Here is a 21,076-nt window from a genome sequence, read left to right as displayed (position 1 = left end):
GCGCCGCGCATCCGAGCCGTACGCGGCGACGATGGTACGAAATCGTTCGGGTGTCATCGGATGTCCTCGCTAGGTGAGTCGCCGGCCAGTTGCGCGCGCAAGTTTCGCCGCGCACGCGCGAGCAGGCCTTCCAGCGCGTCGACGGTAATGCCCAGCAGGTTTGCCGCCTCCCCGTTCGACCTTTCCTGAGAGTACTCGAGCACGAGCGCTTCCCGCTGCCCGTCGGCCAGCGCCGCGCATCCGAGCCGTACGCGGCGACGATGGTACGAAATCGTTCGGGTGTCATCGGATGTCCTCGCTAGGTGAGTCGCCGGCCAGTTGCGCGCGCAAGTTTCGCCGCGCACGCGCGAGCAGGCTTTCCAGCGCGTCGACGGTAATGCCCATCAGGTTGGCCGCCTCCACGTTCGACATTTCCTGATAGTACTGGAGCACGAGCGCTTCGCGCTGCCGCGCGGGCAACGCCGCGAGCGCCTGCCGCACGCGCGCGTCGCGCGAGCGGATCTCCGCACGGGTGGCCGGCTCCGGTTGTGGATCGGGTACGTCGGGCAACACGTCGACCGGTTCCTCGCGGCGGCCGCGCAAGCGGTCGTAGCACAGATTCAGCACGACGCGATGCAGCCACGTGTCGAACCGTGCCTCGCCTTCGCGCCAGCCCGGCGCCTGTTTCCAGATCCGCAAGAACGTCTCCTGTGCGACGTCCTCGGCTTCCGTGCGATCGCCGAGCATGCGTGTCGCGAGTGCGAGCAGCCGCGGCAGCTTGCGCGCGACGAGCATGCGCACGGCCGACGCGTCGCGCGCGCCGACCCGTGCGACCAGCGCCGCGTCCGGATCGCCGTCGCTCAACGCCGTGCGCTCCAGCGCATCGCGCGTCTGTGCCGCGGCGCGATCGTTGATGCGCCCGCCGGCGGACTGAAGCTCATCGTCGTGCTCTCCTTGCATGCGCCGCGCCATTACCCGGCCCCGCCACACTGGCGGTTCGGGATCGCCGCGCGCATCGCACACGGCCTCGGCAAGGTCCGTTTCATCGGCATCCGTTTCAGGCTGCATGGCGATCGTGTCGATCGGGTGCCGGCCGCGCGGTCGCGTCAGCGGCGGCCGGCGTGCTCAATATACGACGACCGGCGCGGGCCGGTAATAGGCCGGACGCGCCGGCACCACGACACAGCCGGCCAGCACGATGGCGGCGGCCGCGAGTATCACCACGGTTCGAAAGGGCATGGCTGCGCCTCATGACGTTGCAGGAAAACGCCGCCGCGCCGGCACCGCGTGCCGTGCGGCGGCACGCGCATCAGGCCCAGTGACCCGGAACCCAGCGCCAGGCCGGGCCGCGTGCGGCCCAGTGGCCCGGCACCCAGTGATAGCCGACGCGAACCACTTGCCAGTGGCCCGGAATCCACACGTAGCGGCCCTGCCGCCAGTGCCAGTGGCCCTGGTCCCACACGTAGCCCGCGCGCGGCGCCGGCATCACTTCGACGCGAGGCGCCGGCGGCGCGTACGGCGCGACGATGACGGCCTGCGCGAACGCAGCGGACGCAGCGAGCGCGGCCACGCATGCCGCGGCAAACCGCAATGAGGTGGAAAGCTTCATGAAAGACTCCGAGGTAGCGGGTATCGACCGGAAGCGGCCGTTCATGCGTTAAACGGCGCGGGCGAACGGAATCCGTCGCGAGGTCTGCAAATAAATTTCGACGGAATCGCACGCGTGTGGCGCGGACCGGATGCCGCGACCCACGAGTTCGCGTATGGGCCAACGCTTGCGCGGGGTTGCACTGCTGTCACAACCCGGCAAAACTGCCCTTCGACAATGTTCGGCACCGGGATCCCGCTCGTTTCCGGCTCACGCCCCGGCCACGCCTTGCACACGGCCAGGCGGTTCCACATCTCGCGTCTCCACCAACGAAAACACCGACCATGTCGAACCAGGACAACTCCCCGATCCAGCCGAACGAGCCGGCCGCGTCCGTCTCGCGTCGCGGCTTCCTGAAACTCGCCGGCGTATCCGGCCTCGCCACCGCCGCCGGTGGCCTCGCGGCAGCCAGGGCCGCCGCGTCGAACCCGGACGGCACGCCCGAACAGGTCCACCTGACGTGGGGCAACGACCCGACGTCGGAAGTCGTGATCTCGTGGGCCTCGCTCGCGTCGGCCGTCAATCCGCGCGCGCGCATCGTCGCCGACGGCGAGCCGGCGCGCACCGTGCACGGCGTCCAGCGCCTGTACACCGACGGCCTGAACGGCGAGACGGTGTTCGCGTACCACGCACGCGTGCACGGGCTGAAACCGAATACGCGCTACCGCTACGAGATCACGGCCGACAACGACAGCAACGCCGCGCAGCCGTTCTCCGCGAATTTCTCGACCGCGCCGCGCGGCCGCGCGCCGTTCCGCTTCACGAGCTACGGCGATCTCGCGACGCCGAACGGCGCGTGGGTGCTGTCGTCGCCGCAGAGCCGCTTCGCGGTGCAGGCCGTCGAGCAGTTCCAGCCGCTGTTCCACCTGCTGAACGGCGACCTCTGCTATGCGAACCTGAACCCCGCGCACCAGCCCGAGGTGTGGCGCGATTTCGGCAACAACAACCAGACGTCGGCCGCGAATCGCCCGTGGATGCCGTGCCCCGGCAATCACGAGATCGAGTTCAACAACGGCCCGCAGGGGCTCGACTCGTATCTCGCCCGCTATACGCTGCCGGAAAACGGCACGCGCTTCCAGGGCCGCTGGTACAGCTTCCGCGTGAGCTCGGTACTGTTCGTGTCGCTCGATGCGGACGATGTGGTGTACCAGGACGCCGCCGCGTTCGTCGGCGGCCCCGCGCCGCTCGTGCCGGCCGCGAGCACGGGCCGCCCGCCGATCGAGCCCGGCACGTCGTTCTACGTGCGCGGCTACAGCAACGGCGAGCAGACGCGCTGGCTCGAACACACGCTGCGCCATGCCGCGCATGACGACGACATCGACTGGATCGTCGTGCAGATGCACCAGGACGCGCTCAGTTCGTCGAAGACGGGCAACGGTTCGGACAAGGGCATTCGCGAAGCATGGCTGCCGCTGTTCGACCGTTACGGCGTCGACCTCGTACTGTGCGGCCACGATCACGACTACGAGCGCAGCTACCCGGTGCGCGGCTGCAATCACCACGCGGGCGTCGACGCGACGACCGGCGAAGTCGTCGAGACGCTGCAGCCGCGTCCGGTCGGCTCGAACGACCCGGACCGCACGAAGTTCGACACGAGCCACGGCACGATCCACCTGATCCTCGGCGGCGGCGGCACCAGCGCGCCGCTCGACGTGTACGGCGAGAACCCGGCGACCGGCTTTGCGCGGGCGAAGGTGTTCACGAAGCCGAACCGGCCGGTGCCGGGCACGGCGCCGAACACGTTCGTGCGCGAGCCGGCCGATGCGCTCGAGGATGCGATCTGGTCCGCGCGCCGTGATACGGGCACCGGCTACGGGATCGCCGTGTTCGATCACGACCCGGGCAAGCCGGGCGGACACACGACGATCACGATGCGCTACTACCACGCGCCGGGCGCCGACCAGCACCCGACCGCCGACTACGAGCTGTTCGAGACGATCGAACTGAGCAAGAAGCGCAACGAACGGTGACCGGGCGGGCGCCCGTTGCGACGGGCGCCCGATGCAGTGCCGTTGCGGGCCGTTGCGGCTTGACACGCGTTAGACTGCCAGCCTCGCCCACCGGCCCATGCAGATGAGTTTCGAATACCGCATCCACACGATCCCGTCGGCCGGCGCATTCGATGCCATCGCGAATGCGTTGCGGCAAGCGCATGACGACGTCGACATCGATCCCGACCGACGACAGCTCGAAGTCCGTGGCGACGCCGACGGCTGGCCGCTGGTCAACCTGTGGACCGACGACGACGGCTTCTTCCTGGCCACGACACTCGGGCGGTCGCGAGACGCGATGCTCGACTCGATCGGCCGCGCGTTGTCCGCAATCGGCGCGACGTGGCACATCGACGACGCATGACCGGCTGCCCCTTTCGCCGGTTCGTCTGAACCGGCCGCACACGCGGCGCCGACACCCCGCCAACGCCCGCCGCTCGGCCTCCCCGGCTTCGTCCCTTTAAGCTACGCATGTCCGGGCACGCCAACCCGCGCCCGCGCCAGCCTCGCCCGCGCGACGAGTTAAGGTGTAAACCCTTATTTTTGCTTGGTCTATTCTCAACCTAAACTGTGTCTACAGTTTGTAGACAATGAAATCATGTCCAGACAGAAGCTTCAGACCGCCTCACCGGATGCCGAATCCGGCGGCTCGGCGGATCGCAAGAACGTAATGGCGGAGACACTGCGGCGCCGCATCGTGAGCATGGAGCTCGCGCCCGGCGCCGTGGTCGACGAGCTCGCGCTCAGCGAGGAATTCGGACTCTCCCGCCCGCCGGTGCGCGAACTGATGCGCCAGATGGCGGCGGAAGGCTATCTTGAGCTCGAGCCGAACCGGCCGGCCCGCGTGTCGCCGATGGGTTATCAGTCGCTGCGCAGCTTTTTCCTGGCCGCGCCGCTGATCTACGTCGCGACGACCCAGTTGGCAGCAAGCCACGCGACGGCGGAAGAAGTGGAACGGCTGAAGGCGATCCAGGCGCAGTTTCGCACCGCGATCGAGGAGAACGACCTGCAGGCACGCGTGCTGCAGAACGATGCGTTCCACTTCGAGATCGGCAGGATCGCGCGCAACACCTACCTGATGCCGAGCCTGCGCCGCGTGCTGATCGATCACGCCCGCCTCGGCAAGATTTTCTATCGCTCGCCGGCAACGAGCGACATGCAGCACGACCTGGAAACGGCAGTCACGCAGCACGACGAGATCATCGAAGCGATTGCGCAGCGCGACGCGCAGCGCGCCGGCGAGCTGGTCCGCAGCCATATGGAGCTGTCGCGCCGCCGCATGGCCGAGTACGTGATCCCGGAAGGCCTGGACGTACCCATCCAGTTTTAACGGCCGCACCAGACGGCGCACGCTATCACGTGCGCCATCTTCCCACGCAATCGATCAGGACTCTTTACCGATATTGGATTTAGGAATGCACAAGGTCACTTCGCTTCCAGCCGACGACAAGATGTGCGGCTGGTACCACACCAGCCGGCAGCGTCAGCCCAGGCCGTCGCACGGCGGGGAATCCAGCGCGCGCTGGGCCGTCGTGGGCGCGGGCTTCACCGGCCTGGCCGCCGCCCGGCAGCTCGCGCTGAATTTCCCGGATGACGAGATCATCCTGGTCGATGCGCAGGAAGTCGGCTTCGGCACGTCGGGGCGCAACGCCGGTTTCGCGATCGACCTGCCGCACGATATCGGCGCCGACGACTACATCGGCGACATCCCCACTGCCAGGACCACGCTGAAGCTGAACGTGCTCGGCCAGACGATCCTGCGCCGGCTCGTCGCCGAACACGGCATCGATTGCGCGATGAGCGCGTCCGGGAAATACCAGGCGGCCGTGGAAGCGCGCGGCATCGCCGTGCTCGACGCCTACCGCCGCGGTCTCGACAAGCTCGGCCAGCCGTACGAGATGATCGAGGGCAAGGATCTGCCCGCGCATATCGGCACGTCGTTCTACCGGAAGGCGCTGTTCACGCCGGGCACCGTGCTGATCCAGCCGTCGGCGCTCGTGAAAGGGCTGGCGGACTGCCTGCCGCCGAACGTGACGCTGTACGAGCACACGCCGATCACCGACGTCGAGTATGGCGACAAAATCGTGCTCGCCCACCGCAACGGCCGGATCACGGTCGACAAGCTGGTGCTCGCGAACAACGCGTTCGGCATGCGCTTCGGCTTCCTGCAGCACACGATGCTGCCGGTCTTTCTGTATGCGAGCCTGACGCGGCCGCTGACCGGCGCCGAACAGGCGCAATTGGGCGGCAAACCGTCCTGGGGCGTGATCCCGGCCGACCCGTTCGGCAGCACGCTGCGCCGCACGCACGACAACCGCATCCTGGTGCGCAACAGCTTCAGCTTCAACCCCGACGGCCGTCCGCGCGAGAAGTACCTGCCGCGTTTCGCCGAGCGGCACCGGTTGTCGTTCGAACGCCGCTTCCCGATGCTGCCGGACGTCGGGTTCGAGTACACGTGGAGCGGTTCGCTGGCGCTGTCGCAGAACCACAAGGGATTCTTCGGGCAACTTGCGCCGAACGTCTACGGCGCACTGTGCTGCAACGGCCTCGGCATCACGCGCGGCACCGTGACGGGCACGCTGCTCGCCGACTGGCTGGCCGGCAAGCGCAGCGACCTGGTCGATTTCCTGCTGGCAACGTCGGGGCCGAACCGTACCCCGCCCGAGCCGTTCCTGTCGCTCGGCGTCAACTCGACCCTCTGGTGGGGCCAACGCAAGGCAGGACTCGAAAGCTGACCGGGCCGTCACGCATGTAACCCCGTCAGGAAGCACCGGACAACCGATACCGATTCATGCATCACGCTTAGTAGACCATATCAATAGATCGCGCGACGGCATGCCGTGCGCCATTTCATGGAAGGAGACAGGCAATGTCAACGAATCACATGTCCATCGAGGATGTTCCGCTCAATGGATTCCACCAGTTGCTCACGATCCGTTCGGGCGGCGGCTGGCTCATGGACGGCTACGTGCTGAGCATCATCGGCGTCGCGATGGTGCAGTTCTCCGACGCGCTCGGCCTGACCGGCTTCTGGCAAGGCATGGTCGCCGCGTCCGCGCTGATCGGCATCTTCTTCGGCGGCTTCATCGGCGGCTGGCTCAGCGACCGCCTCGGTCGGAAGAAGCCCTACTTCTTCGGCCCCGTGATCTTCTTCGCCTGCTCGCTCGCGCAGCTGTGGGTTCACTCGGGCGAAGCGCTGTTCGTGCTGCGTTTCCTGATCGGCATCGGCGTGGGCATCGAATACCCGGTCGCCGGTTCGCTGCTCGTCGAGTTCATGCCGCGCAAGTATCGCGGGCCGCGCCTCGCGATGCTGACGATCATCTGGTTCTTCGGCGCGGCGCTCGCGTATATCGTCGGCAACATCATCCTCGGCAGCGGCGGCCCCGATGCGTGGCGCTGGGTGCTGGCCAGCCCGGCCGTGATCGGTCTCGCGCTGTTCGTCGTGCGCATCGGCACGCCCGAATCGCCGCGCTGGCTGCTCAGCAAGGGACGCGTTGCCGAAGCCGACGACGTGATCCGGACAGTCTACGGCCCGTCGTTCTCGGTGAAGAACCTGCCGGAAGAGCAAACCGAAAAGAAGATCTCGCTGTGGGCGCTGCTGCACTCGGGCTACGGCAAGCGAATGCTGTTCGTATCGGTGTTCTGGAGCTGCTCCGTGATTCCGGTGTTCGCCGTCTACTCGTTCGCGCCGCGCGTGCTCGAGGCGCTGCACCTGACCGGCAAGTGGGAGTCGTTCGGCTCCGTGGCGATCACGTTGCTGTTCGTGGTCGGCTGCATCATCGCGACGTGGATCATCAACGAACTCGGCCGCCGCGCGATGGTGATCCACAGCTTCCTCTGGTCGGGCCTCGCGCTGCTGGGCCTCGGCGCCTGCTCCGGCGGCTCGGCCGTGCTGATCCTCGTGCTGTTCGGTGCGTATGCGGTGCTGATCGGCGGCGCGCAGGTCCTGCAGCTCGTCTACCCGAATGAAATCTTCCCGACCGACATCCGCGCATTCGCGGTCGGCATGGGTGCATCGCTGTCACGCATCGGCGCGGCTGTCGGCACCTGGCTCGTGCCGATCGCGCTGCAGACCGTCGGTATCGGCAACACCATGTACGCAGCAGCAGCCGTCTCGTTCGTCGGGCTGATCGCATCGCTCGCGCTGGCGCCCGAGACACGCTCGCTCAGCTTGCAAGAGGCCGCGTCGCTCAACCACTGATCCCATCACCGGCGCGCCGCTGCACGCGCAGCGACGCACCATTCGTCAACCCGACCGTTTCCCTTTCCGCGGAAGAACATCATGAATTTCGAAGGCATCTACACCCCGGCCATCACGCCCCTGAACGCCGCCGGCCAGATCGACAAGACCGCATTCGCCGACGTGATCGAATCGCTGATCGCGGCCGGCGTGCACGGCATCATCATCGGCGGCTCGACCGGCGAATACTATGCGCACACCGCGCAGGAGCGCTTCGATCTCGGCGCATGGGCGCGTGAAGTGATCGGCTCGCGCGTGCCGCTCGTGATCGGCACCGGCGCGGTGCGCACCGAGGATTCCGTCGAATACGCAAAGGCGGCCAAGGCCGTGCGCGCCGACGCGATCCTGGTCGGCTCGCCGCCCTACGCGCTGCCCACGCAGCAGGAAAACGCGGCGCACGCGCTGGAGATCGATCGCGCGGCCGGCCTGCCGATCATGCTGTACAACTACCCGGGCCGGATGAGCGTGTCGATGGACCGCGAGTTCTTCCGCACCGTCTGCGACGCGTCGAAGAACATCGTCGCGATCAAGGAAAGCTCGGGCCAGACGGGCCAGTTGCACATGCTGGTACGCGAGTTCCCGAACATCAGCGTGTCGTGCGGCTGGGACGACCAGGCGCTGGAGTTTTTCGCGTGGGGCGCGCGCAGCTGGGTATGCGCAGGCTCGAACTTCCTGCCGGCCGAGCATATCGCGCTGTACCAGGCGTGCGCGGTCGAGAAGGACTTCGACAAGGGCCGCCGGATCATGTCCGCGATGATGCCGCTGATGGATTTCCTCGAAGGCGGCAAGTTCGTCCAGTCGATCAAGTACGGCTGCGAACTCGCGGGCCTGCGCACGGGCGGTGTGCGCGCACCACTGCGCGCGCTCGACGAACAGGAAAAGCAGACGCTGGCCACGATCGTGGCAGGCATCAAGCGTGAAGTCGCGTCCGTCACCGGAGGCAACGCCTGATGGCCGACCTGCTCAGCGCGTCCGAATACGCGGCGCTTGCCGCCGAGTTGCGCTTCCCGACCGAGCCGTTCGTCGACGGCGCATTCCGCACGGCCAGTTCCGGCGATACCTTCTCGACCGTCAATCCGGCCACCGATGCCGTCCTCGCGCAGATTGGCGCATGCAATGCGGCCGACGTCGACCTCGCGGTCGCCAACGCGAGGCAGGCGTTCGAGGACGGTCGCTGGCGCAAGCTTGCGCCGTCGCACCGCAAGGCCGTGCTGCTGAAGTTTGCCGACCTGCTCGAGCAGCACGCGCACGAACTCGCGACGATGGAAAGCCTCGACAGCGGCAAGCCGATCCGCGAATGCCAGAACATCGACGTGCCGGAGACGATTCATACGATCCGCTGGCACGCCGAGCTGATCGACAAGATCTACGACAACACGGCACCCGTCGGCGGCAACGCGCTGGCGCTGGTCGTACGCGAGCCGATCGGCGTCGTCGGCCTCGTGCTGCCGTGGAATTTCCCGCTGCTGATGCTCGCGTGGAAGATCGGCCCGTCGCTCGCGGCAGGCTGCTCGATCGTCGTGAAGCCGGCGAAGGAAACCACGCTCACGGCACTGCGCGTCGCAGAGCTCGCGCACGAAGCCGGCGTGCCGGCCGGCGTCTTCAACGTGCTGCCGGGCGGCGGCAAGGAAGTCGGCGAGCCGCTCGGCCGTCACGTGGACGTCGACATGGTGAGCTTCACCGGGTCGACCGATACCGGGCGGAAGTTCCTCAAATACGCGGCCGAATCCAACCTGAAGCGCATCGTGCTAGAGTGCGGCGGCAAGAATCCGGCGGTCGTGCTGCCCGACGCCCCCGATCTCGACGCGGTCGCGCAGCACATCGTCAACGGCGCGTTCTGGAACATGGGCGAGAACTGCTCGGCTTCGTCGCGGCTGATCGTCCATGCCGACATCAAGGACGACCTGCTGCAGCGGATCGGCACGCAGATGCGCGAATGGAAGATGGGCAACCCGCTCGACCCGGCTCACCGGATCGGCGCGATGGTCAGCAAGGCCCACTTCGAAAAGGTGCGTTCGTACCTCGAGCAGGCCGGTGCGGAGCACTTGCACGTCGCGTTCGGCGGCCAGACCGACGGCGGCATCTTCGTCGAGCCGACCGTGGTGGACGGCGTGAGCCCGCACAGCCGGCTGTTCCGCGAGGAGATCTTCGGCCCGGTCCTGTCGGTCACGACGTTCACCGACATCGCCGAGGCGATCGCGCTGGCCAACGACTCGGTCTACGGGCTCGCCGCTTCGGTCTACACCGGCAGCCTGAACCAGGCGATCCGGCTGTCGCGCGAGATCCGCGCGGGTGTCGTGACCGTCAACTGCTTCGGCGAAGGCGACGTGACGACGCCGTTCGGCGGTTACAAGGAGTCCGGGTTCGGCGGCCGTGACAAGTCGGTCTGGGCGCACGACCAGTACACCGAGATCAAGACCATCTGGATCGACGTACCCGTGGATCCCGCGTAAGCGGGTTGCTTGGCATTGCCGGTTGCCGCCGCCCTGCGAGACGGCAGCAACCGGATCATTCCGCCTGCCGTCGCGGCACGGGCAGGCGGAACCGAATCACCCGAAATCGAATTTGAATGTTGAAACAGGCAGGAAGCATGAAGCGCAAGAATAAGGCAACGCTCGCCGGGCTCGGCGCGGTGTTGTTGTGGGCCTCCGTCGTCGCCCTCGTTCGTGGAGTGAGCGAAAGTCTCGGCGCGACCGGCGGCGCCGCGCTGATCTATACCGTGGCATCCGCGCTTCTGCTGTTGACGATCGGCTTCCCTGATCTCAGCAAATTCCCGAAAAACTATCTGCTCTGGGGCGGGCTGCTGTTCGTCGCATACGAGCTGTGCCTGTCGCTGTCGATCGGCTATGCAAGCAACGGCCAGCAGGCGATCGAAGTCGCGATGGTCAACTATCTGTGGCCGAGCTTTACGCTGGTCGCGGCGATCGTGTTCAACAAGCAGCGCGCCAACCTGCTGGTCGTGCCCGGCGTCCTGCTGTCGATGCTCGGAATCTGCCGGGTGCTCGGCGGCGACCAGGGCCTCGACCCGGCCGGTATGCTGCACAACGTCGCGGACAATCCGCTGAGCTACGGTCTCGCGTTCGTCGGCGCGCTGATCTGGGCCGGCTATTGCACGGTGACGGCGCGCCTCGCCGACGGCAAGAACGGCGTCACGCCGTTCTTCATGCTGGTGGCGCTCGCGCTCTGGATCAAGTTCGCGATCGAAGGCGGCGGCGGCATGACGTTCAGCCTGCACGCGGTCATCTACGTCGTGCTGGCGGCATCGGCGCTGGGGTTCGGCTATGCGGCCTGGAACACCGGCATCATGCACGGCAACGTGACGGTCATCGTCGGTGCGTCGTATTTCACCCCGGTGCTCGCCGCCATGCTCGCCGCGACGTTGCTGCATGCACCGCTGTCGCTCGAATTCTGGCAAGGCGCCTTGATGGTCTGCGGCGGGTCGATCCTGTGCTGGCTCGCGACGCGCAGCCGGCGCCGTGAAAAAGCCGCGCCCGTTCGCGTCGGCAACGAAACGCAGGGCAACTGCCAGGGCTGACGATGCCCGGTGCTTTCGTTGCGACGCCGCTCGACAGCATCCGGTGGTCCTGCAAACCGTCAACCGCGCGCGCTAGCTGCGCGACTCCAGTGCGATACGCACGGCCAGCCCGGCCAGCACCGTGCCCATCAACCAGCGTTGAGCCGACGCCCAGACCGGCCGCCCTGCCAGAAAGCCCGCAATGCCGCCGGCCATGCAGGCAATCAGCGCATTCACGCTGACACTCACCGCAATCTGCACGCAGCCGAGCGCCAGTGATTGTGCAAGCACGCTGCCATGCCCCGGCGAAATGAACTGCGGCAGAAGCGACAGATACATCACTGCGATCTTCGGATTCGCGAGGTTCGTGACGAAGCCCATCGTGAAGAGCCTGGCGCGGCTGTCGTGCGGCAACTGCCGGACCTGGAACGCCGAGCGACCGCCCGGCTTCAGCGCCTGCCATGCCAGGTACGCCAGATAAAGCGCACCGGCGAAACGCAGCGCGTCGTACGCATACGGCACGGCCATCACCAGCGCGGTGATGCCCAGCGCCGCGCAGACCATGTAGAAAACGAACCCCGACGCGACGCCGCCGAGCGACACCAGCCCGGCACGGCGGCCCTGGCAGATCGAGCGTGACACCAGGTAGATCATGTTCGGCCCGGGTGTCAGCACCATGCCGAGCGACACGAGTCCGAAAGCAAGCAAGGTAGGCACGGCCGGCACGGCAATCTCCTTCGGGGCGAAGCGGTCAGGGGCGAGTTCGAACAATGTATTGCATCTCGAACGCCATTGGCATGAATAAACTGCAAGCCGCTCATGAGCGCTTTTCATCGCACCGGCCGTTCGTTACCGGCCCTTTCTCGCCCGTGCGTGGATCGCCTTCCCCGCCTTTGCGCGTTGTGCGTCGACGAGCCGCACGAACTCATCTGCGACCGCGTTGCCGGCCGTATTCCACGACAACCGCACCGAGCGATGCAGCCTGGGCGACAGCTCCATCACGCGGCCGCCGAACGGCGTGTACGTGAGCGTGATGCGCGGCACGATCGACACGCCCATGCCCGCCTCGGCCATCGACAGAATGGTACGCATCTCGACCACGTTGAACGCGGCCCGCAGCGGCACGCCGCTGCGCGCGAAGTAATCCGCGATCACCGGCCCGCATCCTGCTTTCGAGAAAATGAACGGCGTCGCGGACAATTGCTTCGCCGACACGCTCTTGCGGCCGGCGAACATGCCGTCCGCCGCCACCGCGACAAAGTCCTCGTCGAGCAGCGGCAGATTGTGCGCGAACGTCTTCGCGCCGGCCACCACGCCGACATCGGCCGTGCCGTCGTCGATCCACCCTTCGACTTCGCTGTCCGTGCCTTCGAGCAGCACCGCCGACACGCCCTGGTGCATCTCCTTCAACGCCTCGAGCGCCGGGACGACGAACGCCAGCGACACGCTCGGCAGCGACGCGACCACCAGCTTCCCTTCGAGCTTGCCGCGCGACAGGCTGAACTGCTGGCGCAACAGCTGTGCTTCCCGCACCACGTTCTGGACGTACGGCCACAGGCGTTCGCCCGCCGCCGTCAGGACGACCGGCTGCCGGTCGCGCCACAGCAGCTTGACCTCCGTGATGTCTTCCAGCTCGGTCAATGCATGACTGATCGCGGATTGACTGCGGCTCAATCGATCAGCCGCAGCCGTGAGCGAGCCGAGTTCGACCACGGCCGCCAGGGCCTGCAACTGGGCAAGCGTCATCGACACCTCCTTGTTCAAGGATATGAATACCGTACATGAGACGGCAAACCATCGTGAATTATATTGAACCTTTGAATTGATCACGCCGACGCTTCCGGTGGCGCACCGCGGCCGGCGCCGAATGTCCTTCGCAACGCTCAGGTAAGATGCATCCTCGAACCGCATATCGATTGCCTCCGGCCCCGGCCGCACCACGGCGCGACGCCAAGCGATCGACTTCCGGTTCAAGCCAATCCAGAACAAATGCGTGCAAGACACACGCGACCGCCACGTGCGCCATCGACCGCGCTCGCTGCCGGATATGCCGCGACATGCCATTCCATGATGCATTTCAATCTGACTGAAGGTGTGCTGGTCTCCAGCCTGCAGGGGCTCAGCGCGTTCGATCTGGCCGGTATCGCCATTGCGCTGCTGCTGGGCGGCATGGCCAAGGGGATCACCGGCATCGGCGTACCGCTGATCGCGATGCCGATACTCAGCCAGTTCCTGCCGATCCGGCATGCGGTGCTGCTGCTGTCGATGCCGATCATCCTGGGCAACATTCCACAGGCGCTGGAGGGCGGCCAGTTGCTGGCGACGGCACGCAAGATCGCCGCGCCGATCGTGGGCACCGTGATCGGCAATATCGTTGGCGTGGCGATCCTGCTGTCGCTCAATCCGGGCCACGCGCAAGCGGCGTCTGGCGCACTGCTGATCGTGGCGGCGGCGCTGATGCTCGCCGCGCCGAAACTCAACCTGCCGGACGCATGGCAAAAGCCCGTCGGCTTCGCGCTCGGCTTCGGTGCGGCGCTGATGGAGAGCATCGCGTCGGTTCCCGGCCCACTGCTCGCCACTTACCTGATTTCGTCCGGTGCAACCGGACGCGTCTTCACGAAGCAGATCGCGATCATCCTCGTGGTATCGATCGTCACGCTGATCACGACGTTCAGCGGCGCCGCACATGCGAGCGGCGCCGACCTCGCGATCTCGGCGGCGGCCAGCCTGCCGGCCATTGCCGGCATGTGGCTCGTTCGCCCGCTGCGGGACAAGATGTCGCCCCGCCTCTTCAGGATGGTCGTACTGCTGTTCGTGCTCGTCGCGGCATCGCAGATGATCTGGAAATCGGGTGTGTTCCGGCACGGCGGATCGCACGTTACCCAGATGGACAACGCGCACACGGGCAAGCACTAAGAGACGGCGCAAATCCATCAATCGCGCATGCGTTCTGAAAGCTGCGAAGCGTAGTATTCGCGGACCCGGCGTATCGACCTGCCCGACGGCGTGGACGATACGTCACCGACTTTGCTGCTCGCACGCTGATGCCCACATCGGCGCTGCCGCACTTTCAGAGGCATGAAATGGAAACCTACGTGTTGCTCGGCTGCGGATTCGGCCTCGGCCTGTTGATCGCCATCTGGGGCATCTGGCAACTCAAGTAACGCTTGCCAGCCCCGTCCACGCGCAAGCAATCCGTATGGAGACGGACGGGAAATTGTAGTTTGCGTCCGTCTCCGTCACCTGCCTCCTTCGCACTCCGATTCATCTATCCGGCCACATCAACGACCCGCGTCAGCTTCCGCCCGAAAGCAAATGCGAGCGCGCCGCATCGAAGCGCGCGCACTCGGCCTTGAGCCAGTCCGAAAACACTGCGGTACGCGGATCGTCGGGATTGCGTGACAACAGCATGTAGCGCGCCGGCGCACGCACGTGCGTGCCGAAGACATCCACGAGCCGCCCGCTCGCGATCTCGTCATGGACCAGCGCGGCGCGCCCCATCGCGACACCCTGATGGTTCAGCGCGGCCGTGATTGCCAGGCTGGAAAAATTGAACTGCGGGCCGTCAAGATGCGCCGCCCATGCCGGACGGACTTCCTCCAGCCACGTGCGCCACTCCACGAATTCGGGCGCGCCGCCCCACGGCGCCGCGTCGTGCAGCAAGACGACGCCGTCCAGCGATTCCCCGCTGGCAAAGGCCGGATGCTGCGCCAGATACGCAGGCGTGGCGACCGGAAACAGGATTTCGTCGAGGATCGCCTCGGCATGCAGCCGATCGTATTGCACCGGGTCGTAGCGCAACGCGACGTCGATGTCGTCGGTCTGCATGGCCTGACGATCCAGTACCTGAAACTCGGCCTTCACGCGAACCGGCACGTTCGGCTGTTGCCGGTGAAATTCGGACAAGCGCGGCATCAGCCATTGCAGCGCGAGCGACGGCAGGCAACTGACCTGCAGCGGGGCGTCCGACACGCCGAGCGCCTGAAGCGTGCGATTGATGTCGACGAACGCGCTCGACATCGTCCCGAGCAAGATCTCGCCCTTCTCGGTCAGCTTCAGCCCGCGCGCCTGGCGCACGAACAGCGGATAACCGAGCCGGTCCTCCAGGTTCCGGATCTGCTGGCTCACGGCGCTTTGCGTCAGGTTGAACGCCTGTGCCGTCTTCGTGAAGCTCAGCAACCGGCCGGCCGTTTCAAAGCAGTGCAACGCACCCAGGATCGAACCGTCGAGTCGCATAGATATAAGTCAGGCTAATGCATTCATTAGAAATCGGCGCTTTTGCGCAGGCTTCCCGGATCGTAGCATTCCGGCCAGCACTCTCGTTTATTCGATGCGATACCGATCCATGACCATCACACTCCAGCCCGCCGATCTATTAGCCAGACTGCAATCCCGCCACCCGCTACTGTGGCTGAATCCCCATGCCGGCAGCCCGTTGCCGCACGACGCGCCGGGGCCCGGCGCCATTGCGATGGCCGAAGCGCGGCTGGCGCGCTGCGAGCCGTTGATGGCCGAGCTGTTTCCCGAACTCGCGGCAAGCGCGGGAAAAATCGAATCGCCGCTGATGCCGGCAGGCAACCTGCAGCGCACGCTGTCGCTCCCGGCGGACACACACGGCGCGTGGTTCATCAAGCGCGACGACGCGTTGCCGATCGCCGGCTCGATCAAGGCGCGCGGCGGCTTTCATGAAGTGCTCGCGCTCGCGGAGTCGATCGCGATCGAACACGGGTTGCTCGAACCCGCGGGCGACCGCCGGATCCTCGCGTCGGCCGCCGCACGCGAACGGTTTGCCGCGCACACCGTCATCGTGGGCAGCACCGGCAATCTCGGCCTGAGCATCGGCGTGATGGCCGCCGCGCTGGGGTTCGAGTCGGTCGTTCACATGTCGACCGACGCAAAGCCGTGGAAGAAGGCGCGCCTGAGACAACGCGGCGTTCGCGTGATCGAACATGACGGCGACTACGCGCAAGCCGTCGCGGCCGGTCGCGCGCAGGCACGCAATCAGCCGCGCAGCCACTTCGTCGACGACGAAGGCTCGCTGATGCTGTTCCTCGGCTACGCGGCCAGCGCCCGGCATCTCGCCGCGCAGCTCGCCGAGGCAGGCCGCCGCGTGGACGCGACGCATCCGCTCTTCGTCCATATTCCGTGCGGCGTCGGCGGCGCGCCGGGCGGCATCGCGTATGGCCTCAAGGCGCTGTTCGGCGAGCACGTGCATTGCTTCTTCGCCGAACCCGTCGCGTCGCCATGCATGCTGGTCCAGCTGGCCGCCGGCCTCGGGAAGCCTGTATCCGTCTACGACGTGGGACTCGACAACCGGACCGAAGCCGACGGCCTGGCCGTCGCGCAGGCATCGCACCTCGTCAGTCCGCTGATGGCGTCCCTGCTGTCGGGCGTCTTCACCGTCAGCGACGCGCAGCTCTACGCGCAGTTGCTTGCGGTTCAACACGCGACGGGCGTGGAACTCGAGCCGTCGGCCGCCGCGGCCGTCGGCGGTCCCGGCTGGCTGACGCAGTCCCCGGCCGGCCGCGACTACGTGCATCGTCACGCGATCGACCTGCGGCAGTCGACGCACGTCATCTGGGCGACGGGCGGCTCGCTCGTGCCGCCGGAGGAACATCGCCGCTTCCAGTCTCATGCGAAAGCGCTCGCCGGTGCCGCTGCCGGCACGTGACGCGTCGGGGCCAGCGTCCAGCCTCGTTCCCGCAGACGCGTTAGACTGTCTCGATGGAACAATGCCGTTATTGCCAGAGAATCCGCGATGAATGGGATTGCCACGGTGACGAATGCCGCCGGGCAATCGCCAAGGCGCTGCGTCGGCAGCGCGCGGGCCTGCCCATGGTGCCCGATCGCATCCGCAACGAACTCCCGTCCGGCGCGCCGACCCAGCAGGTGATCGCCGTGCTGTCGCGCCAGCGCCTGCGCGCGCGCCGCGGCAACGAGGAGCGCCGGGAGCGCAAGGAAATCGACGACGACGTCTGATCCGGCAGCGTCGCAGCCCGTCCGCCTCCTCTCCTCTCCGCCCGCGCCCCCGCCGCCGGGCGCCCCCTTCGTGCGCGCCATCCGCGCCACGCGCATCCGCCCCGTCTCTCTTGCACATCCGGCAATGTCGAATAGGGACAGAAGGCGTTTATCTCGAAATTATTGCCCAGGTTGCAACGATCTTTCGCTAAAACTCACGTTTACCCTAGGTCGACCGGCGCCTACGATGTAATCAACCGCTTACGACATGGTGTCGAACGCGGAAAGCCAAAAACATCGGAGGTCATCATGAAATCGCTCGTTTCCGCAGTCGTTGCCGCTGTCGCCCTGTCCGCCTCGTTCGGCGCATTCGCTCAAAGCACCGTGACCCGCGCCCAAGTGCGCAACGAACTGGTTCAACTCGAAAGCGCCGGCTACAAGCCGAGCCAGTCGAGCCCGTACTACCCGGCCGACATCCAGGCCGCGCAAGCCCGCGTGCATGGCGCCGACAACAGCGGCTACGGTGCGCAACCGGCCGCGACCGTCCAGGGTGGCGCACCGGCCGTCAAGGTGCAAAACCCGCGCGACTCGATCTACTTCGGCCACTAAGCCCGCCGCTGCGCGCCTTCGCGCGCAGTCCGCAAACGCAACGAGCCCGTCTTGCGACGGGCTCGTTGCGTTTGCATCGCGCGTATCAGCGGCCGGCCGTCACCGGCTGCCGCCCGACGCGAGACGGCCGGCCGCTTCGTCCGTCCCGCTGTCGGTGCCGGCAACACTCCCGTTGCCGACCAGGTCCTGATAGCGCACGAACGCGCGCTGGGCGGACGCCTTCGCCGCGTACATCGCCGCGTCGGCCTTGACTAGCAGTTCCTCGGCCGATGCGCCGTCCGCCGGAAACTCGCTGACGCCGATGCTCGCGCCCACGGCCACGCGCCGGTCGCCGAACTCCAGTTCCTCCGCCATCACGAGCTGGATGCGCGACGCGACGTCGCCGATCACCGCGGGTGAGCGCACGTCCGCAATCAGCACGATGAATTCGTCGCCGCCGAGCCGCGCGACCATGTCGCCGCCGCGCAGCACGAGGCTCAGCCGCTTGGCGACCGCGACGAGCGTGCGGTCGCCGGCCGAGTGCCCGTGCTGGTCGTTGATCTGCTTGAAGCGGTCGAGATCGACGAACATCACGGCCAGCCCTTCGTGCATCGCGGCCGCACGCCGGATCGCGGCATCGAGATGCTCCATGAACAGCAGGCGGTTCGGCAGCTCGGTCAGCGCATCGTGGCCGGCGAGGTGCGTGAGCTCCAGTTGCTTCGCACGCAGCATCGCGACCTGCGTGCGGATCTCGACACGCATGCTGTCGAAACAGCGCGCGAGCACGCCGATCTCGTCGGCACGCCCGACCGGCAGTTGCTCGGCGACCGGATCGTCGAACACGTGCGTCGCGGCGCGTGCGAGCGTCTGCAGCGGCCGCGTGATCGCACGCGCGAACAGGATCGCGAGGATCACCGCCATCAAGCTCGACACGAGCACCATCCGGACGATCCGTTCGCCGAGCATGCCGGCCGGCGCCAGCACGTCCGCCAGCGGGCGCCCCATTCCGAGCACGACGAAGCGGTTGCCCTCGTCGTGCCCGAACGGCGTGCGCGCGAACGCGAACATCTGCCCCGATGCCGCAGCGGGATCGGTCAGGCCATTGAGGGTAACGTTTGCGCGCGCGCTGTCGAACAGCGCGCGTGTGGCGGCGAAACGGTCCTGCATCAGCACGCGCCGGCCGCGATCGAAGCCGAACGTCTGCGACGGATCGGGGTGCACGAGGAAATCGCCCCATTCGTTCGCGAGATACACCGCATAGTCTTCCGGCAAATCGCGTTCGAGCCGCTCGAACACGCGCGAAAGCTCGACATCGACGACGAGCGCGCCAACCGTCCGGCCCGACGTGTCGACGACCGGCGTGCCCACGCGCAGGATCGGCAGCCCTTCGGCCGCGTGCGACCCCGTCTCGTGGTTGATCACGATCGGCGACAGGTAGATATGACCGGGCGCCGTCGCGAGCGTATCGAATACATAGGAAAACTGTCCTTTCTCCTGGAACGCACTGTCCGGCAATACGACGATGCCGTGTGCGTCGCGATCGACGCGGATGCGTTCGAGCCCGAAGTCCCCACTCGCAATCAACCGGATCTGCAGGTACTCCGGGTGATTTCTCATGAAGCTGAAGAACACCTGCTCGAGCCGCGCGCGTGGCGCGCCATCCCGGTTGTCGCCGCCCGAGACCAGCGCACACGACGGCAACTGCGCGAGCACGAGCGCATCGTCCGCGACGTCGGACAGCGCCGTGGTGAAGCGCTGCCCCAGCAGTTGCGTCGACATCAGCAGGCTGTGCTGCGCTTCCTGCACGAGCATCGCGCGGTTCGCGCGATACGTGTAGTAGCCGGTCGCGCCGGACGCAATCACGCCGATGCAGGCGAACAGCACCGACAGTTTCGACGTGAGCCCGAGCCGGATCATTTTCCGAACCGCTCCGGCCGGTCGCCCGACACGATGCGGCTCCACAGCGATTCGCGCCGCGCGATGTCCTCCACGGGCTGGAGCCAGACGAGATGCTGGTGGCCGGTGTCGAGGCCCGGCGGCGGCGCGAGCGTATTGGCGAGACCCTGGCGTTCGGTCAGCAGCGCGCCGATCGCCGGTTCGAGCATGTAGTTGATCCAGGCGAACGCGAGCTCCGGATGTTGCGCGCCGCGTGTGACGGCCCAGCAGTCGAGCCATGCGAGCGCGCCTTCATCCGGAATCACGTAGCCGACGTCCGCGCCGGCACGTCGCAGCAGCTCGACCTGTTGCGTGCCGTAGTTGCCGAACATCAGCGCCGCACGATGCTGGACGAACAACGCGGTCGCCTCTTCGGGAAGCGTGTAGTACGTCAGCAGGTTGCGGCGCAGGTCGATCAGCTTGTGCGCGACGGCGAGCGTCTGCGCGGGCGACAGGCGAAACGGATCGGAATAGCCGAGCGCCAGCGCCGTGAACGAAAAATTGTGCTGCGCGCTGTTGAAGTCGAGCACCTTGCCGCGGTAGCGGGGGTTCCACAGCTCCCGCATCGAGCGCGGCGCGGCCGGAACCTGCTTGCGGTCGTAGATCAGCCCCATCGACGAATACGTGAACGGGATCGCATACGTGACGCCCTCTTCCACGAGCCCGTCGATCGTCGCGAGTTGCTGGAAGTTCGGCAACTGCCGCCGCCGGTTCGGGATGCGCGACAGGTCGATCGGCGCGAGCAGTCGTTCGTGCGCATAGCGCTGGATCTCGGCCGTGTTCGCGGCCAGCACGTCGTACGGTGGCGGCGCCGCGCTGTGCATCCGCGTCCACAGTGCTTCGTCGGAGTCGACCAACGTCACTTCGACGCGTACGTGAAATTGCGCCTCGAACGCGCTGACGACATCGCTGTCCGCATAGCCGGGCCATGCAAGCACGCGCAGCACGTTGTCGTTGACGGCTTCGGGAGAGGCGGCGAACGCAGAAGGAAGCACAGCGGCAAGTAAGCCCGCCGTCAAAATGATGAGCAGCCGGCGCACGGCGACACGTATGCGCATACGTGCGCCGATTCCCCTGATCAATCGGTCCCCGTGTGAATCGCCCGGCTGCATTCGACTGTCCTTTTTCGAGTCGATGCGATATCCCGCAACAAGACCATAAAACCTACGGTCGCGCAATTGGAAGAAGCCGTACAAGGGGCGCACGCGCCTGTCGTCACCGCC

Annotated in this window: 19 protein-coding genes and 1 pseudogene; 12 read left to right on the top strand and 8 right to left on the bottom strand. The window is 66.5% G+C overall.

Translation table 11 applies throughout. The features are described from left to right. Positions 1 to 53: 53 nt before the first annotated feature. The 3 genes and pseudogenes from G3O00_RS43370 to G3O00_RS16485 all read right to left on the bottom strand — a co-directional run. Positions 54 to 254: pseudogene (locus tag G3O00_RS43370) on the bottom strand (sigma factor-like helix-turn-helix DNA-binding protein); the annotation flags it as partial. Positions 255 to 282: 28 nt separating this feature from the next. Continuing rightward, a complete protein-coding gene (locus tag G3O00_RS16490) occupies positions 283 to 939 on the bottom strand; it encodes an RNA polymerase sigma factor (RefSeq protein ID WP_206143631.1) in 657 nt (218 codons plus the stop codon). Between the two features lie 349 nt (positions 940 to 1,288). Then, the gene (locus G3O00_RS16485) at positions 1,289 to 1,588 is read right to left on the bottom strand and encodes a YXWGXW repeat-containing protein (protein WP_174929500.1); all 300 of its coding nucleotides are present in this window, start codon (positions 1,586 to 1,588) and stop codon (positions 1,289 to 1,291) included. A gap of 323 nt (positions 1,589 to 1,911) precedes the next feature. Here G3O00_RS16485 and G3O00_RS16480 point away from each other — a divergent pair, with 323 nt between their 5' ends. From G3O00_RS16480 to yddG, 8 genes are all read left to right on the top strand, one after another. Then, entirely contained in the window at positions 1,912 to 3,597 is a 1,686-nt protein-coding gene (locus G3O00_RS16480; protein WP_206143630.1) for a metallophosphoesterase family protein, read from the top strand. 103 nt (positions 3,598 to 3,700) lie between these two features. After that, entirely contained in the window at positions 3,701 to 3,982 is a 282-nt protein-coding gene (locus G3O00_RS16475) for a hypothetical protein (protein WP_241025176.1), read from the top strand. Between the two features lie 234 nt (positions 3,983 to 4,216). Beyond that, entirely contained in the window at positions 4,217 to 4,948 is a 732-nt protein-coding gene (locus G3O00_RS16470) for a GntR family transcriptional regulator (protein WP_206143628.1), read from the top strand. Positions 4,949 to 5,033: 85 nt separating this feature from the next. Further along, positions 5,034 to 6,353 (top strand): FAD-binding oxidoreductase, encoded by a 1,320-nt coding sequence (locus G3O00_RS16465; protein ID WP_206143627.1) that lies wholly within the window; start codon positions 5,034 to 5,036, stop codon positions 6,351 to 6,353. Between the two features lie 134 nt (positions 6,354 to 6,487). After that, positions 6,488 to 7,819 (top strand): MFS transporter, encoded by a 1,332-nt coding sequence (locus G3O00_RS16460; protein ID WP_011354977.1) that lies wholly within the window; start codon positions 6,488 to 6,490, stop codon positions 7,817 to 7,819. A gap of 81 nt (positions 7,820 to 7,900) precedes the next feature. Then, on the top strand, positions 7,901 to 8,809 hold the full coding sequence (locus G3O00_RS16455) for a dihydrodipicolinate synthase family protein (protein ID WP_206143626.1): 909 nt from the start codon (positions 7,901 to 7,903) through the stop codon (positions 8,807 to 8,809). Then, positions 8,809 to 10,311: an aldehyde dehydrogenase gene (locus G3O00_RS16450; protein WP_206143625.1), complete on the top strand. Its 1,503-nt coding sequence runs from the start codon at positions 8,809 to 8,811 to the stop codon at positions 10,309 to 10,311. Before G3O00_RS16455 ends, G3O00_RS16450 begins: the two co-directional genes overlap by 1 nt. A gap of 137 nt (positions 10,312 to 10,448) precedes the next feature. After that, positions 10,449 to 11,393, top strand: coding sequence for an aromatic amino acid DMT transporter YddG (gene yddG, locus G3O00_RS16445; RefSeq protein WP_206143624.1), 945 nt, complete (start codon positions 10,449 to 10,451; stop codon positions 11,391 to 11,393). A 72-nt stretch (positions 11,394 to 11,465) separates the two neighbouring features. Here yddG and G3O00_RS16440 read toward each other — a convergent pair whose 3' ends face one another. Beyond that, a complete protein-coding gene (locus G3O00_RS16440) occupies positions 11,466 to 12,098 on the bottom strand; it encodes a LysE family translocator (RefSeq protein WP_041493556.1) in 633 nt (210 codons plus the stop codon). A gap of 123 nt (positions 12,099 to 12,221) precedes the next feature. Continuing rightward, positions 12,222 to 13,118: a LysR family transcriptional regulator gene (locus tag G3O00_RS16435; protein WP_206143623.1), complete on the bottom strand. Its 897-nt coding sequence runs from the start codon at positions 13,116 to 13,118 to the stop codon at positions 12,222 to 12,224. Between the two features lie 321 nt (positions 13,119 to 13,439). On the opposite strand from G3O00_RS16435, the gene G3O00_RS16430 reads away from it, so the two are divergent. Next, the gene (locus G3O00_RS16430; protein ID WP_174929510.1) at positions 13,440 to 14,288 is read left to right on the top strand and encodes a sulfite exporter TauE/SafE family protein; all 849 of its coding nucleotides are present in this window, start codon (positions 13,440 to 13,442) and stop codon (positions 14,286 to 14,288) included. A gap of 378 nt (positions 14,289 to 14,666) precedes the next feature. On the opposite strand, the gene G3O00_RS16425 is transcribed toward G3O00_RS16430, so the two are convergent. Further along, entirely contained in the window at positions 14,667 to 15,608 is a 942-nt protein-coding gene (locus tag G3O00_RS16425; RefSeq protein ID WP_206143622.1) for a LysR substrate-binding domain-containing protein, read from the bottom strand. Positions 15,609 to 15,717: 109 nt separating this feature from the next. On the opposite strand from G3O00_RS16425, the gene G3O00_RS16420 reads away from it, so the two are divergent. The 3 genes from G3O00_RS16420 to G3O00_RS16410 all read left to right on the top strand — a co-directional run bounded on the left by G3O00_RS16420 (position 15,718) and on the right by G3O00_RS16410 (position 17,939). Then, a complete protein-coding gene (locus G3O00_RS16420) occupies positions 15,718 to 17,043 on the top strand; it encodes a D-serine ammonia-lyase (RefSeq protein ID WP_241025175.1) in 1,326 nt (441 codons plus the stop codon). A gap of 53 nt (positions 17,044 to 17,096) precedes the next feature. After that, positions 17,097 to 17,351, top strand: coding sequence for a hypothetical protein (locus G3O00_RS16415; protein ID WP_027791787.1), 255 nt, complete (start codon positions 17,097 to 17,099; stop codon positions 17,349 to 17,351). Between the two features lie 288 nt (positions 17,352 to 17,639). Then, positions 17,640 to 17,939: a DUF4148 domain-containing protein gene (locus G3O00_RS16410; protein ID WP_011354966.1), complete on the top strand. Its 300-nt coding sequence runs from the start codon at positions 17,640 to 17,642 to the stop codon at positions 17,937 to 17,939. Between the two features lie 99 nt (positions 17,940 to 18,038). Here the strand turns inward: G3O00_RS16410 and G3O00_RS16405 are convergent, their stop codons facing one another. Together G3O00_RS16405 and G3O00_RS16400 are read right to left on the bottom strand one after the other, a co-directional pair. Continuing rightward, on the bottom strand, positions 18,039 to 19,835 hold the full coding sequence (locus G3O00_RS16405) for a GGDEF domain-containing protein (protein WP_206143620.1): 1,797 nt from the start codon (positions 19,833 to 19,835) through the stop codon (positions 18,039 to 18,041). Beyond that, a complete protein-coding gene (locus G3O00_RS16400; protein WP_206143619.1) occupies positions 19,832 to 20,965 on the bottom strand; it encodes an extracellular solute-binding protein in 1,134 nt (377 codons plus the stop codon). Before G3O00_RS16400 ends, G3O00_RS16405 begins: the two co-directional genes overlap by 4 nt. Positions 20,966 to 21,076 lie beyond the last annotated feature (111 nt).

The organism is Burkholderia sp. Ac-20384, assembly GCF_017104605.1.
Taxonomy (GTDB): domain Bacteria; phylum Pseudomonadota; class Gammaproteobacteria; order Burkholderiales; family Burkholderiaceae; genus Burkholderia; species Burkholderia lata.
The sequence above is the reverse complement of the archived record's forward strand: the minus strand, read 5'-3'. Positions and strand labels throughout refer to the sequence as shown.

Bases quoted from the DNA above. Each gene is read 5' to 3' on its own strand.
- G3O00_RS16490 (WP_206143631.1), bottom strand. From the start codon at position 939: ATGCAAGGAGAGCACGACGATGAGCTTCAGTCCGCCGGCGGGCGCATC.
- G3O00_RS16460 (WP_011354977.1), top strand. From the start codon at position 6,488: ATGTCAACGAATCACATGTCCATCGAGGATGTTCCGCTCAATGGATTC.
- G3O00_RS16400 (WP_206143619.1), bottom strand. From the start codon at position 20,965: ATGCAGCCGGGCGATTCACACGGGGACCGATTGATCAGGGGAATCGGC.
- G3O00_RS16485 (WP_174929500.1), bottom strand. From the start codon at position 1,588: ATGAAGCTTTCCACCTCATTGCGGTTTGCCGCGGCATGCGTGGCCGCG.
- G3O00_RS16470 (WP_206143628.1), top strand. From the start codon at position 4,217: ATGTCCAGACAGAAGCTTCAGACCGCCTCACCGGATGCCGAATCCGGC.
- G3O00_RS16475 (WP_241025176.1), top strand. From the start codon at position 3,701: ATGAGTTTCGAATACCGCATCCACACGATCCCGTCGGCCGGCGCATTC.
- G3O00_RS16410 (WP_011354966.1), top strand. From the start codon at position 17,640: ATGAAATCGCTCGTTTCCGCAGTCGTTGCCGCTGTCGCCCTGTCCGCC.
- G3O00_RS16415 (WP_027791787.1), top strand. From the start codon at position 17,097: ATGGAACAATGCCGTTATTGCCAGAGAATCCGCGATGAATGGGATTGC.
- G3O00_RS16455 (WP_206143626.1), top strand. From the start codon at position 7,901: ATGAATTTCGAAGGCATCTACACCCCGGCCATCACGCCCCTGAACGCC.
- G3O00_RS16425 (WP_206143622.1), bottom strand. From the start codon at position 15,608: ATGCGACTCGACGGTTCGATCCTGGGTGCGTTGCACTGCTTTGAAACG.
- G3O00_RS16435 (WP_206143623.1), bottom strand. From the start codon at position 13,118: ATGACGCTTGCCCAGTTGCAGGCCCTGGCGGCCGTGGTCGAACTCGGC.
- G3O00_RS16465 (WP_206143627.1), top strand. From the start codon at position 5,034: ATGCACAAGGTCACTTCGCTTCCAGCCGACGACAAGATGTGCGGCTGG.
- G3O00_RS16450 (WP_206143625.1), top strand. From the start codon at position 8,809: ATGGCCGACCTGCTCAGCGCGTCCGAATACGCGGCGCTTGCCGCCGAG.
- G3O00_RS16405 (WP_206143620.1), bottom strand. From the start codon at position 19,835: ATGATCCGGCTCGGGCTCACGTCGAAACTGTCGGTGCTGTTCGCCTGC.
- G3O00_RS16430 (WP_174929510.1), top strand. From the start codon at position 13,440: ATGATGCATTTCAATCTGACTGAAGGTGTGCTGGTCTCCAGCCTGCAG.
- G3O00_RS16480 (WP_206143630.1), top strand. From the start codon at position 1,912: ATGTCGAACCAGGACAACTCCCCGATCCAGCCGAACGAGCCGGCCGCG.
- G3O00_RS16420 (WP_241025175.1), top strand. From the start codon at position 15,718: ATGACCATCACACTCCAGCCCGCCGATCTATTAGCCAGACTGCAATCC.
- yddG (WP_206143624.1), top strand. From the start codon at position 10,449: ATGAAGCGCAAGAATAAGGCAACGCTCGCCGGGCTCGGCGCGGTGTTG.